Annotated in this window: 13 protein-coding genes and 1 other RNA gene; 10 read left to right on the plus strand and 4 right to left on the minus strand. The window is 61.9% G+C overall.

What is annotated here, in order from left to right; genetic code table 11:
- Positions 1–9: 9 nt before the first annotated feature.
- Positions 10–567: a YecA/YgfB family protein gene (locus JFU04_RS28305; RefSeq protein ID WP_201146101.1), complete on the minus strand. Its 558-nt coding sequence runs from the start codon at positions 565–567 to the stop codon at positions 10–12.
- Positions 568–705: 138 nt separating this feature from the next.
- On the opposite strand from JFU04_RS28305, the gene JFU04_RS28310 reads away from it, so the two are divergent.
- From JFU04_RS28310 to JFU04_RS28325, 4 genes are all read left to right on the plus strand, one after another.
- A complete protein-coding gene (locus tag JFU04_RS28310; RefSeq protein ID WP_007982902.1) occupies positions 706–915 on the plus strand; it encodes a TIGR02449 family protein in 210 nt (69 codons plus the stop codon).
- Entirely contained in the window at positions 912–1,229 is a 318-nt protein-coding gene (locus JFU04_RS28315; protein WP_003176812.1) for a cell division protein ZapA, read from the plus strand. Before JFU04_RS28310 ends, JFU04_RS28315 begins: the two co-directional genes overlap by 4 nt.
- A gap of 30 nt (positions 1,230–1,259) precedes the next feature.
- Positions 1,260–1,438, plus strand: a non-coding RNA gene (ssrS, locus tag JFU04_RS28320) — 6S RNA.
- A 57-nt stretch (positions 1,439–1,495) separates the two neighbouring features.
- Positions 1,496–2,125 carry a 5-formyltetrahydrofolate cyclo-ligase gene (locus tag JFU04_RS28325; protein ID WP_201146459.1) on the plus strand — a complete coding sequence of 210 codons (630 nt, stop codon included), beginning with the start codon at positions 1,496–1,498 and terminating at the stop codon, positions 2,123–2,125.
- 8 nt (positions 2,126–2,133) lie between these two features.
- Here JFU04_RS28325 and JFU04_RS28330 read toward each other — a convergent pair whose 3' ends face one another.
- Positions 2,134–2,283 carry a hypothetical protein gene (locus JFU04_RS28330; RefSeq protein WP_010207387.1) on the minus strand — a complete coding sequence of 50 codons (150 nt, stop codon included), beginning with the start codon at positions 2,281–2,283 and terminating at the stop codon, positions 2,134–2,136.
- Between the two features lie 195 nt (positions 2,284–2,478).
- On the opposite strand from JFU04_RS28330, the gene JFU04_RS28335 reads away from it, so the two are divergent.
- The 4 genes from JFU04_RS28335 (at position 2,479) to JFU04_RS28350 (ending at position 7,867) form a co-directional block, all read left to right on the plus strand.
- On the plus strand, positions 2,479–2,928 hold the full coding sequence (locus tag JFU04_RS28335; protein WP_106802337.1) for an EVE domain-containing protein: 450 nt from the start codon (positions 2,479–2,481) through the stop codon (positions 2,926–2,928).
- Between the two features lie 141 nt (positions 2,929–3,069).
- Complete coding sequence (locus JFU04_RS28340; protein ID WP_201146102.1) at positions 3,070–4,035, plus strand: HlyD family secretion protein; 966 nt, start codon at positions 3,070–3,072, stop codon at positions 4,033–4,035.
- Positions 4,032–6,749, plus strand: a complete 2,718-nt coding sequence (gene rbbA, locus JFU04_RS28345) for a ribosome-associated ATPase/putative transporter RbbA (RefSeq protein ID WP_201146103.1) — start codon at positions 4,032–4,034, stop codon at positions 6,747–6,749. The genes JFU04_RS28340 and rbbA overlap by 4 nt, the downstream gene beginning before the upstream one ends.
- Positions 6,749–7,867 (plus strand): ABC transporter permease, encoded by a 1,119-nt coding sequence (locus JFU04_RS28350; RefSeq protein WP_065902356.1) that lies wholly within the window; start codon positions 6,749–6,751, stop codon positions 7,865–7,867. Before rbbA ends, JFU04_RS28350 begins: the two co-directional genes overlap by 1 nt.
- A 188-nt stretch (positions 7,868–8,055) precedes the next feature.
- On the opposite strand, the gene JFU04_RS28355 is transcribed toward JFU04_RS28350, so the two are convergent.
- Complete coding sequence (locus JFU04_RS28355) at positions 8,056–8,463, minus strand: flagellar basal body-associated protein FliL (protein ID WP_065902358.1); 408 nt, start codon at positions 8,461–8,463, stop codon at positions 8,056–8,058.
- A 150-nt stretch (positions 8,464–8,613) separates the two neighbouring features.
- Here JFU04_RS28355 and JFU04_RS28360 point away from each other — a divergent pair, with 150 nt between their 5' ends.
- Both JFU04_RS28360 and glpT read left to right on the plus strand, forming a co-directional pair.
- Positions 8,614–9,591 carry an NADPH:quinone oxidoreductase family protein gene (locus JFU04_RS28360; RefSeq protein ID WP_106802333.1) on the plus strand — a complete coding sequence of 326 codons (978 nt, stop codon included), beginning with the start codon at positions 8,614–8,616 and terminating at the stop codon, positions 9,589–9,591.
- 290 nt (positions 9,592–9,881) lie between these two features.
- Complete coding sequence (glpT, locus tag JFU04_RS28365) at positions 9,882–11,219, plus strand: glycerol-3-phosphate transporter (protein ID WP_065902361.1); 1,338 nt, start codon at positions 9,882–9,884, stop codon at positions 11,217–11,219.
- On the opposite strand, the gene JFU04_RS28370 is transcribed toward glpT, so the two are convergent.
- Positions 11,216–11,869 (minus strand): gamma-glutamylcyclotransferase, encoded by a 654-nt coding sequence (locus JFU04_RS28370; RefSeq protein ID WP_065902362.1) that lies wholly within the window; start codon positions 11,867–11,869, stop codon positions 11,216–11,218. The genes glpT and JFU04_RS28370 overlap by 4 nt on opposite strands.
- Positions 11,870–11,893: the final 24 nt, after the last annotated feature.

Below are 11,893 nucleotides of genomic sequence, written 5' to 3' on the forward strand. Positions count from 1 at the left end.
TGTCCTTTCTTAGTGCAGCGACGGCTTGGGGGCGGCCGGTTCAGCGGACTTCTTGGTCTCGGTGAACAGCAGCAGCGGCGCGACGCGCAGGTATTCCATGACTTCCATGTAGTCGCTTTCGCCGTCTTCGGACTCTTCCAGGGCGTCTTGCACCTGGGAGATGGCCGCCAGGTCCTGCAGCACTTCCTGGGCATCGGAGCTCAGGTCCAAGCCGCCGGCATTCACGCCGAAGCCGTGCAGGAAACCCTGGCACCATTGGCCCAGTGCGGCAGCACGGTCGGCGAGTGGCGCGTCATCGGTCGGCAGCAGCAGGACCACGGTGACGTCATCACCGGTCAGTTCGCCCTTGACCATCTCTTGCAGGCCGATCAGCGCGTTACGCACGTTTTCGGTCGGTTCGGTTTCCAGCAGCTCGGCCACGTCGGCCAGCCAGTTGTCGGCATCGAAGCCCACGCCGGTGCAGCTGCGACCGAGCAACACGCCGTGCAGTTCGGCAGGCGAGCAAGGGTGGCCGCTGGAGCTCAGCAGTTTGGAAAAAGCGTCGTACGGGGAGTTCTGAATGGGCATGGTGAGCTAGGCGCCAGACGGCGCAATGTCTAGAATGGAGCGCTGTATCCTAGCACCGGCAGACGTACCAAGACTATCAAGGGCGTCAGATCGTTTATCCTGCAGTTGCCATTCATCAGACAAATCCAGTGGAACCCAATGGAAGACACCGACCTGCAAGCGCTGATGGCCAGACTCGAATTGCTAATTACTCGGGTCGAGCAACTTAAGAGTCAAAACGGACTCCTATTAGCTCAGGAAAAGACCTGGCGCGAGGAACGCGCTCACCTCATTGAAAAAAACGAAATCGCCCGGCGTAAGGTCGAATCGATGATTTCGCGCCTGAAGGCCCTGGAGCAAGACTCATGAGTTCAAGCAATAGCGTCACCGTGCAGATCCTCGACAAAGAGTATTCGATCATCTGCCCGCAGGAAGAGCGCAACAACCTGGTGAGCGCCGCCCGCTACCTGGACGGCAAGATGCGTGAGATCCGCAGCAGCGGCAAAGTCATCGGCGCCGATCGCATCGCCGTGATGGCCGCGCTGAACATCACCCACGATTTGCTGCATAAGCAGGAACGCCCTGACGTGCAGGCCAGCGGCTCGACGCGCGAGCAGGTGCGTGACCTGCTGGAACGTGTTGATCTGGTGCTTTCCAGCGATTCAGACGCACCCAAGGGCTGATTGCCGAAACGGTTTAGGGTATACTCGCCCCACTCCCTGGCGTGTTTGCCAGTCGGCGATGTCCCTGAGCCGATTCGCACTACCCTGGAAGTTGCACGTTGGGCTGGTGTGCATGTCCGCTAGACGGAAAGCCTTAAAGCCTACTGCTTCTTCCACCTTGAACTTTCGGGTTCAAGGGCTAAGTCGACAGCGGCTCTGTCGGGGAGCCTGAATTCCAAAATCAATGCCAGTCCCAGGACTGGCATTGTTTTATGAGCCGAAAAACCATGACCGAACCTGCGCCGCTTTCCCGTCCGCAACTTCGACGCATGTTGCGCAACGCCCGCCGCGCCCTCACGCCGAGCGAGCAGCGCCGGGCCGCCCAAGGCCTGTATCGGCAACTGGCACAGCACCCGCTGTTTCGCCGGGCCAAACATATTTCCTTGTACCTGCCGACGGACGGTGAAATTGATCCGCGCCCGCTGCTGCGTGCCGCTCAGCGCCGGGGCAAGGCCACGTACCTGCCGGTGCTCAGCGCCTGGCCACGGACCAAGATGGTGTTCCAGCGCGTGCGGCCCGGGGAGAAACTCTTGCCCAACCGTTTTCGCATCCTTGAGCCCCGGGTCAACATCAGCCGGCAACGCAAGGTCTGGGCGCTGGACCTGGTGCTGCTGCCGCTGGTGGGATTCGACGACGCGGGCGGACGCCTGGGCATGGGCGGTGGTTTCTACGACCGCAGCCTGGCCTATCTGGCTCGTCGCCAAAGCTGGCGCAAGCCGACGCTGCTGGGCCTGGCCCATGAATGTCAGAAAGTCGAACGACTGGTGCAGGCGAGCTGGGACGTGCCGTTGGCGGGCACTGTCAGTGACAAGGGATGGTATATCGCACAGGCGCCACTGGAGTCAGCGGCGCCTTGAAAGAAGGGTTAACGCTTGAACGGCTGTGGCTGCTGTTGAGCCAGTTCAACGGGAGCATCGGTCTTGTTCGACCACAGGCTTTGCGCATACCCGGTGGTCACGACACCCAGACCAAACAAAATCACCAAAATCCATAGTAAATCCGGTTTACGTTGCATCGATTGCCCCCCTTCAGGCACCTCGTACACGATGACAACAACGTTCCAAAGTAGTCCGTTGCAGCTGCGTCAAGCTTAAAATCCCGGCATTCTGCGTTAACGTGAACCAACACGCAAACCTTGGCGCCAACCGACTGTCGGTTTGTCATGGAATTGCCTGACAACTTTCCCAATGCCTGTTTCAGGAGCCCAAAAATGGCCTACTGGCTGATGAAATCCGAGCCCGACGAACTCTCCATCAAAGGCCTGGAAAAGCTTGGCGAAGCCCGCTGGGACGGGGTGCGCAACTACCAGGCGAGAAATTTCCTGCGCGCCATGGCGGTGGGTGACCAATTTTTCTTCTACCACTCCAGTTGCCCCGAGCCAGGCATCGCCGGCATCGGCAAAATCGTTGCGGCGGCGTACCCGGATCCCACCGCACTGGAACCCGACAGCCACTATTTCGACGCCAAGGCCAGCGCCGAGAAAAATCCGTGGAGTGCGATCAACGTCGCCCATGTCGAAACGTTTGCCAACGTGCTGGGCCTTGGCTACTTGAAGCAACAGGCCGCACTTGCCGAACTGCCGCTGGTGCAAAAAGGCAGCCGCCTCTCGGTGATGCCGGTCACTGCCGAACAATGGTCGGCGATACTCGCACTGCGCTGATAGAGCAGAACCCTGCAGTCACGCTCCCGGCGCATGCATCTGCACGGTAACCGGGTTAGGCTTGCGCTTCATTTGACCGGTATCAAGGCCCGCTGAGGCAACACCGGTCAAACTAGGACGCTAACGCCGCAGGATGCACCCATGTCGACGAACCACCGCACCTCCCAGCTATTTTCCACGTTGCTGATCCTGTTACTGGTCGCCGCCGGCGGCTTCGGTTACTGGAAGTCCACCCAGGACCGCCTGCCCGAAGGCCTGAGCATGGGCAACGGCCGCCTGGAATCCACTGAAGTGCAGATCGCCGCGAAGATCCCCGGGCGCCTCGCCGAAGTGCGGGTGGATGAAGGCGACAAAGTGCTCAAGGGCCAACTGCTGGCCCGCATGGACACCCGCACCCTGGAGGCCCAGCGCGCCCAGGCTGAAGCCGAGGTGCTGCGCGCCAGGGAAAACTTCGCCGCCGCCGAGGCCAATGTGCAACTGCGCCAGAGCGAGCAATTGCTCGCCAACCAGGAACTCAAGCGGACCCAGGAGTTGTACAAGCGCGGCTTCGCCAGCAGCCAGTTGATCGACCAACAGCAGGCGCGCCAGAACACCGGCAATGCCGCCGTGATTGCCGCGCAAGCCCAGGTCAATTCGGTGAAAGCCGCGATTGGCGCCGCCCAGGCCCAGGTCGCCCAGCTCACCAGCGAAATCGATGACAGCAGCCTGCGCGCGCCCATCGACGGGATTATCCAGCTGCGCCTGGCCGAGCCCGGTGAAGTGCTTGGCGCCGGGGGGCGCGTGCTGTTGCTGATCGATCCGCAGGATCAGTACATGAACCTCTACCTGCCCGCTTCCGTCACCGGTCGCCTGACCGTCGGCAGTGAGGCGCGCGTGCTGCTCGACGCCCTGCCCGATCAGCCGCTGCCGGCCAAGATCAGCTTTGTCGCGGCCAAATCCCAGTTCACCCCCAAGGAAGTCGAAACCCGCGACGAACGCCAGAAACTGGTGTTTCGCGTCAAACTGCGCCTGACCGAACCCAGCGCCGTGCCGCAAGCCAAGCCCGGCATGCCCGGCGCTGGCTATGTGCGTACGGCTGATATCGACTGGCCGGCCAACCTGCAATGACCGGCCTGGCGCTGCACGCCACCGGGATCAACCACCGCTACGGCAAACAACAGGCACTGCTGGACATCGCCTTCAGCCTGCCCGCGGGCACTCGCTGCGGGCTGATCGGCCCGGATGGCGCGGGCAAGTCGAGCCTGCTGGGGCTGATCGCCGGGGTCAAGAAATTGCAGGACGGCCAGTTGGAAGTGCTCGGCGGCTCCATCGCCGATCGTCGTCATCGCAACAGCCTCTACCCGCGCATCGCGTTCATGCCCCAGGGCCTGGGCGGCAACCTGTATCCCGAACTGTCGATCAGCGAGAACATTCGCTTCTTCGCGACACTGTTCGGCCTGTCGAAAGCCGATTGCGACCAGCGCATGCACAACCTGCTGCTGGCCACCGACCTCGCCCGTTTCGCCGAGCGCCCTGCCGGCAAGCTCTCCGGCGGCATGAAACAGAAGCTCGGCCTGTGCTGTGCACTGATCCACGACCCGGACCTGTTGATCCTCGACGAACCCACCACCGGCGTCGACCCGCTGTCGCGCCGGCGCTTCTGGGAACTGGTGGAAACCGTGCGCAGCGAGCGCCCGCAACTGACATTGCTGGTGGCTACGGCCTACATGGAAGAGGCCGAGCAGTTCGAACATTGTCTGATGCTCGACCGTGGCAAGCTGATCGCCGATGGCCTGAGCCGGGACCTGGCGGCGACGACACCCAGCGGCAAACTGGATGAAGCGTTTACGCACTTCCAGGGTGACAGCGCCCACAACAACCAGCCACTGGTGATCCCGCCGAGGGAAAACGCCAACACTGATATCGCCATCGAAGCCCACGACCTGACCCTGCGCTTTGGGGATTTCACTGCGGTGAACAAGGTCAGCTTCGCGATTGGGCGGGGAGAGATTTTCGGCTTCCTCGGTTCCAACGGATGTGGCAAGACGACCACCATGAAAGTCCTCACCGGGCTGATGCCAGCCACTGAAGGCAGTGCCATGCTGCTGGGCAATCCGGTGAATGCCAAGGACCTGGCCACCCGCAAGCGTGTGGGCTTCATGTCGCAGAGCTTCTCGCTGTACGGCGAACTCAGCGTGCGTCAGAACCTGGTGTTGCACGCGCAATTGTTCGACCTGCCCAAGGCCGACAGCGGCCCGCGCATCGATGAGCTGATCCAGCGCTTCGATCTCGGTGACGTCGCCGAGCAGCCGTCCGGGGAACTGCCTCTCGGCCTGCGCCAACGTTTGTCCTTGGCAGTGGCGGTGCTGCACCGCCCGGAAGTGCTGATCCTCGATGAGCCGACCTCGGGCGTCGACCCGGCAGCGCGGGATGATTTCTGGCGGCTGTTGGTCGAGCTGTCGCGCGAACAAGGCGTGACGATTTTCCTGTCCACCCACTTTATGAACGAAGCCCAACGCTGCGATCGCATCTCCTTGATGCATGCGGGCAAGGTGCTGGCCTGTGATACGCCGGACGCGCTGCAGCGGCAGTTCCACGGCGACACCTTGGAAGCCGCATTCGTCACCTGCCTGGAGCAAGCCCAGGGCGAAGCCGAACCCACCGCGCCCGCGCAAACCGTCAGCGAAACCAGCACGCCGCCGGTCAGCAAGCGCGGTTTCAGCCTCTCGCGTCTGTTGGCGGTGGCGAGTCGTGAAGGCAAGGAGCTGCTGCGCGACAAGGTGCGCATGGCGTTCGCCCTGCTTGGGGCGATGTTCATGATGGTGATCTTCGGCTACGGCATTTCCCTGGACGTGGAAAATCTCGCTTTCGCCGTCTACGACCAGGACCAGACGCCGCAAAGCCGCGCCTACCTGGAAGCCTTTCGCAGCTCGCGCTATTTCGCCGAACAACCCGCCATCCGCGACGCCACCGAGTTGCACCGGCGCCTGCAACGTTCGGAAATCAAACTGGCCCTGGAAATCCCGCCGGGTTTCGGACGTGACCTCTACGCCGGTCGCCAACCCACGGTGGCTGCGTGGCTCGACGGGGGCATGCCGTTTCGGGCGGAAACCAGCCGTAACTACGTGGAAGCGGTGCACCAGGGCAATCTCCAGCAACTGGCCGAACTGAGCAGCCTGCCCCGCAGCAGCCAGGCTGCCGTCAAACTCGAAACGCGCTTTCGCTATAACCAGGACGTGGTCAGCGTGAATGCCATCGGTCCGGGAGTGATGGCACTGATCCTGGCGTTTATTCCGGCAATGCTCACCGCCCTGGGCATCGTGCGGGAGAAGGAGCTGGGTTCGATCACCAACTTCTACGCCACACCGCTGACCCGCCTGGAATTCCTGCTCGGCAAGCAGGCGCCGTATCTCGCGGTGAGCCTGGTCAACCTGGCGCTGTTGGTGGCGATGAACCGCTGGCTGTTCGGCGTGCCATTCAAGGGCAGCGGCCTGACCCTGGCATTCGGCGGCCTGCTGTACGTGCTCGCCACCACCAGCATGGGCCTGCTGATTTCTGCATTCACCCGCACCCAGATCGCCGCGATCCTCGGCACGATGATCATCACCAGCCTGCCGACCATCCAGTTCTCCGGCCTGATCGTGCCGCGCTCGTCCCTGGAAGGTGCGGCCGCCTTGATGGGCACGCTGTTTCCGGCCGGGCACTTCCTGGATATTGCCGTGGGCACCTTCACCAAAGCCCTCGACCTGCGCCAGTTGTGGCCGCAGTGCCTGGCGCTGTTCGGGTTTTTCGTCGGGTTCACCGGGCTGAGCCTGGTCATGCTCAAGAAGCAGGAGGCCTGATGCACACGCTCTCTCACATCCTGCGCCTGGGCCTCAAGGAACTCACCAGCCTGCGTCACGACAGCGTTCTGCTGCTGTTTCTGTTCTACGCCTTTACCGTGGCCATCTACATGCCCGCCGCCGGCTCGGTGATTGGCGTGCACAACGCCAGCGTGGCATTTGTCGATGAAGACCACAGTGCACTTTCCCGGCAGATGGCCGAAGCCCTGCAACCACCGGAGTTCCAGACGCCTGCGCCGCTGGCCTACGACCAGTTGGACAAGGTCATGGACAGCGGTGAATACACCTTCGTGATCAACGTGCCGGCAAACTTCCAGGCCGACCTGTTGGCCGGTCGCCAGCCAGGCGTGCAGGTGAATGTCGACGCCACGGCGATGAGCCAGGCATTCATGGGCGCGGGCTACATCGGGCGGATTTTCCAGCGCGAATTGCTCAACTACAGCGGTCAAACCGATGCTGCGAGCAAGACGCCCGCCCTGCTGACCACCCGGGCGCTGTTCAACACCAACCTGGAGGGCGGCTGGTTCCTGGCGGTGATCCAGATCGTCAACAACATCACCATCCTCGCCATCGTCCTGACCGGCACCGCGCTGCTGCGCGAGCGCGAGCACGGCACCCTTGATCACCTGCTGGTGCTGCCGCTGACGGCGCTGGAAATCATGCTGGCGAAAATCTGGAGCAACATGCTGGTGGTGGTGCTGTGTACCTGGCTGTCGCTGGAGGTGGTGGTCAAAGGCTTGCTCGGCGTGCCGCTGGCCGGATCCCTGAGCCTGTTTCTGTTAGTGACGGCGCTGTACCTGTTTGCCAGCACCGCGCTGGGTATCTTCCTCGCCACCCTGGCCCGCTCGACACCACAGTTCGGCTTGCTGGCGATCCCGGTGATCATCCCGATGCTGTTGCTCTCCGGCGGTAGCACGCCGCTGGACAGCATGCCCGAATGGTTGCAGTGGGTGATGCAGGGCTCGCCTTCGACACACTTTGTAAGCCTGAGCGCGGCGATTCTGTTTCGGGATGCGGGGGTGAGCGTGGTGTGGCCTGACTTGTTGGCGCTGGCCGGGATTGGCTTGCTGTTTTTTGCGGTGGCGTTGGCCAGGTTCCGTAAAAGCCTGGCCTCCTAACGTCTATGAACCGGTTCTCGTGGCGAGCGGGCTTGTTGTGGCGAGCGGGCTTGCCCCGCGTTGGGCTGCGCAGCAGCCCTGATCGAGTTTCACATTTCTTCAGACACACCGAGGCGTAGGGTTTTGGGGCGGCTTCGCCACCCAACGCGGGGCAAGCCCGCTCGCCACGACAAGCCTGTTCTGCCGCGTTACTGGATGATCAGGTTGTTGAACAACAGGTCTTCCACCACCGGTTTGCCCGTCTCGTCGTTCATCACTTGCTGGGTCTGCTTGAGCGCTTCCTGGCGCAGCTTTTCCTTGCCTTCAATGGTGCTCATGGTCTCGCTGGTCTGCTGGGTGAACAGCGCTACCAACTGGTTGCGGATCAACGCATCGTTGGCTTTGACCGCTGCGGCAGCCTCGGGGCCAGTGACGCGCAGGGCGATGTCGGCCTTGAATACCTTGAGTTTCGCCGTGCCGTCCAGGCCGTAGTTGCCCACGAACGGCGGGCTCAGGCTGATATAGCTGACCTTCGGCGCCTCGCCTTCTTTGGCTTCTTCGGCCTGCGCTGCCATCGGCAAGGTCAGGGCCAGCATCAACAGGATCCACGCTTTCACAGTTCATTCCTCAAATTCGGTTGCCCGGTAGCATAACGCTAGCAAGGCTGAGTACAAGCTTATGGCGGCTTATCAGGCCGGGGCATGCTCGTTGACCCACGGGCGTACCCTCCTACACTTATCGGCCACGATGCCAAAAGGAATAGTCCGATGAAAGCTGTGCTGTGCAAAGCCTTCGGCCCCGCCGAAACCCTGGTGCTGGAAGAGACCGCAAGCCCTACGATCAAGAAGAACGAAATCCTGCTGGACGTGCATGCCGCCGGGGTGAATTTCCCGGACACCCTGATCATCGAGGGCAAGTACCAGTTCAAGCCGCCCTTCCCGTTCTCGCCGGGTGGCGAAGCGGCGGGCGTAGTCAGTGAAGTGGGAGAAAAGGTCAGCCACCTGAAAGTCGGTGACCGGGTCATGGCGCTGACCGGCTGGGGCAGCTTTGCCGAACAGGTCGCGGTGCCCGGCTATAACGTGCTGCCGATCCCGCCGAGCATGGACTTCAACACCGCCGCCGCCTTCAGCATGACCTACGGCACTTCGATGCACGCGCTGAAACAGCGCGCCAACCTGCAACCCGGCGAAACCCTGCTGGTCCTCGGTGCCTCCGGTGGCGTCGGCCTGGCCGCCGTGGAAATCGGCAAGGCCATGGGCGCGCGGGTGATCGCCGCCGCCAGCAGCGCCGACAAGCTGGCCGTGGCCAAGGCTGCGGGCGCCGATGAGTTGATCAACTACAGCGAAGCCAGCCTCAAGGACGAGATCAAGCGCCTGACCGACGGCAACGGTGCCGATGTGATCTATGACCCGGTGGGTGGCGACCTGTTTGACCAGGCCATCCGCGCCATCGCCTGGAACGGCCGCCTGCTGGTGGTGGGCTTTGCCAGCGGACGCATCCCGGAACTGCCGGTCAACCTGGCGCTGCTCAAGGGCGCGGCAGTGGTCGGAGTGTTCTGGGGCTCGTTCGCGCAACGCCAGCCGCAGGACAATGCGGCGAACTTCCAGCAACTGTTCAGTTGGTATGCCGAGGGCAAGCTCAAGCCGCTGGTCTCGCAGGTGTACCCGCTGGAGCAAGCCGCCCAGGCGATCAATGACCTGGGGCAGCGCAAGGCGGTGGGCAAAGTCGTGGTCCAAACCCGCTGACCAATTGAAATGTGGCCGATGTGGAAGCTGGCTTGCCTGCGATAGCGGTGGGTCAGCCAACACAAGTGCAGCTGCGAGACCACTCTCGCAGGCAAGCCAGCTCCCACCGTTGATCTTCTTGGGCCTCAAGACCTGATACCGACCATCACTTATCTATTAGCGACATGTTCGTAAGAGAACATGCGATTGCTCCCATTTCCTGTATTTGCGGATAAGAGGCAATGCTATTTTCGGTAACGAAACTGTAACATTCGCATCCGCAGTCAAAACAAGAAATTTGGAGCTCTTGAATGTTTGCTTTCTTTCGTCCTGCCGCACACCAGGCACCCCTGCCTGAAGAAAAAATAGACAGCACTTACCGACGCCTGCGCTGGCAGATCTTCGCCGGTATTTTCTTCGGTTATGCCGGCTACTACCTGCTGCGCAAAAACTTCTCGCTGGCCATGCCCTACCTGATCGACGAGGGTTACACCCGAGGTGAGCTGGGCCTGGCGATGTCGGCCATCGCGATTGCGTACGGCCTGTCCAAATTCCTCATGGGCCTGGTGTCCGACCGCTCCAACCCGCGCTACTTCCTGCCCTTCGGCCTGCTGGTGTCGGCAGGGGTGATGTTCATTTTCGGTTTCGCGCCTTGGGCCACGTCCAGCGTGACGATGATGTTCATTTTGCTGTTCATCAACGGTTGGGCCCAGGGCATGGGCTGGCCGCCAAGCGGGCGGACCATGGTGCACTGGTGGTCGCAGAAAGAACGCGGCGGCGTGGTCTCCGTGTGGAACGTGGCGCACAACGTCGGTGGCGGCCTGATCGGCCCGCTGTTCCTGCTCGGCATGGCGTGGTTCAACGACTGGCACGCAGCGTTCTACGTCCCGGCCACCGTGGCGTTGCTGGTGGCGGCCTTCGCCTTCATTACCATGCGCGACACCCCGCAATCGGTAGGCTTGCCGCCGATCGAGCAATACAAGAATGATTACCCGGAAGGCTACGACGCCAGCCACGAAGACGAATTCAGCGCCAAGGAAATCTTCGTCAAATACGTGCTGCGCAACAAAATGCTGTGGTACATCGCGTTCGCCAACGTGTTCGTCTACCTGCTGCGCTACGGCGTGCTGGACTGGGCGCCGACTTACCTCAAGGAAGCCAAGCACTTCACGGTCGACAAGTCGTCCTGGGCGTACTTCTTCTATGAGTGGGCGGGCATTCCGGGCACGCTGCTGTGCGGCTGGATGTCGGACAAGATCTTCCGGGGCAACCGTGGCCTGACCGGCATCGTGTTCATGGCGTTGGTGACCGTGGCGACCCTGGTCTACTGGCTCAACCCGCCAGGCAACCCGGTGATCGACATGATCGCGCTGTTCTCCATCGGCTTTCTGATCTATGGCCCGGTGATGCTGATCGGCCTGCAGGCGCTGGAACTGGCACCGAAGAAAGCCGCCGGTACGGCTGCGGGTTTCACCGGTCTGTTCGGTTACCTTGGGGGTTCGGTGGCGGCGAGTGCGGCCATGGGCTACACCGTGGACCATTTCGGCTGGGACGGTGGTTTTGTGCTGCTGATCGCCGCGTGCCTGCTGGCTATCGCGTTCCTGATCCCCACGCTGTGGCACACCAACAGCGTCAGCGCGGCGCGCTAACCGCCTGAGCAATCCTTGGCACACCGCTTGAGCCGCGCCTCCAGGTTTTTATCTGGCATGGCGTGGCTACGCAGGGCGTTGACGGTCTGCTCGACATAATCGCGAGTCGTGCCGTAACGCCCGCAAGCGCTTTCCAGCACATGATTGAGCACTTCGTCGGGCAAGTTGCCGGCGTAGCTGGGCAAGTGCCGCTCCAACACAAACCCCAACGCCTGCACCTGGCTGCCATCTTCCAGACGGCAACTGAGCCAATGTGGCCGGTACGAGGGATAGGGCATTTCGCGGCGCCACAGGGCGTAGAGCGACGCTTCCAGCTGATCTTCCGGCAGCCGATAGGCAAATCCGCTGCAGGAACCCCCGCGATCCAGCCCGAACACCAGCCCCGGCAACTCCGGCGTACCCCGATGTTCGTGAGACCACAGGTACAGGCCCCGGTGATAACCGTGGACCCGTGCCCGCACCCGCTCGGTGGACGAGCACTCAGGGCGCCAGATCAGCGAACCATACGCAAATAGCCAGACCGGCCCACCCTTGTGCCGACCCATGGTGGCCTGCATCGAGCTCAACAACTGTTCGTGAGTGAGTTGCGGCCCCAGATCGAGCCGCGGAGGGTAAGCCAATTGCAAAAGATCGGATTCAATGGCGGTCATGGCGAAAAGCGGTACGCCTCCTGT

This window comes from Pseudomonas sp. TH21 (assembly GCF_016651025.1).
In the GTDB taxonomy this organism is placed as follows: domain Bacteria; phylum Pseudomonadota; class Gammaproteobacteria; order Pseudomonadales; family Pseudomonadaceae; genus Aquipseudomonas; species Aquipseudomonas aylmerensis.

What these genes read in the sequence shown, in the direction of transcription:
- JFU04_RS28305 (WP_201146101.1), bottom strand. Translation starts at nt 567, where the DNA reads ATGCCCATTCAGAACTCCCCGTACGACGCTTTTTCCAAACTGCTGAGC.
- JFU04_RS28310 (WP_007982902.1), top strand. Translation starts at nt 706, where the DNA reads ATGGAAGACACCGACCTGCAAGCGCTGATGGCCAGACTCGAATTGCTA.
- JFU04_RS28315 (WP_003176812.1), top strand. Translation starts at nt 912, where the DNA reads ATGAGTTCAAGCAATAGCGTCACCGTGCAGATCCTCGACAAAGAGTAT.
- JFU04_RS28325 (WP_201146459.1), top strand. Translation starts at nt 1,496, where the DNA reads ATGACCGAACCTGCGCCGCTTTCCCGTCCGCAACTTCGACGCATGTTG.
- JFU04_RS28330 (WP_010207387.1), bottom strand. Translation starts at nt 2,283, where the DNA reads ATGCAACGTAAACCGGATTTACTATGGATTTTGGTGATTTTGTTTGGT.
- JFU04_RS28335 (WP_106802337.1), top strand. Translation starts at nt 2,479, where the DNA reads ATGGCCTACTGGCTGATGAAATCCGAGCCCGACGAACTCTCCATCAAA.
- JFU04_RS28340 (WP_201146102.1), top strand. Translation starts at nt 3,070, where the DNA reads ATGTCGACGAACCACCGCACCTCCCAGCTATTTTCCACGTTGCTGATC.
- rbbA (WP_201146103.1), top strand. Translation starts at nt 4,032, where the DNA reads ATGACCGGCCTGGCGCTGCACGCCACCGGGATCAACCACCGCTACGGC.
- JFU04_RS28350 (WP_065902356.1), top strand. Translation starts at nt 6,749, where the DNA reads ATGCACACGCTCTCTCACATCCTGCGCCTGGGCCTCAAGGAACTCACC.
- JFU04_RS28360 (WP_106802333.1), top strand. Translation starts at nt 8,614, where the DNA reads ATGAAAGCTGTGCTGTGCAAAGCCTTCGGCCCCGCCGAAACCCTGGTG.
- glpT (WP_065902361.1), top strand. Translation starts at nt 9,882, where the DNA reads ATGTTTGCTTTCTTTCGTCCTGCCGCACACCAGGCACCCCTGCCTGAA.
- JFU04_RS28370 (WP_065902362.1), bottom strand. Translation starts at nt 11,869, where the DNA reads ATGACCGCCATTGAATCCGATCTTTTGCAATTGGCTTACCCTCCGCGG.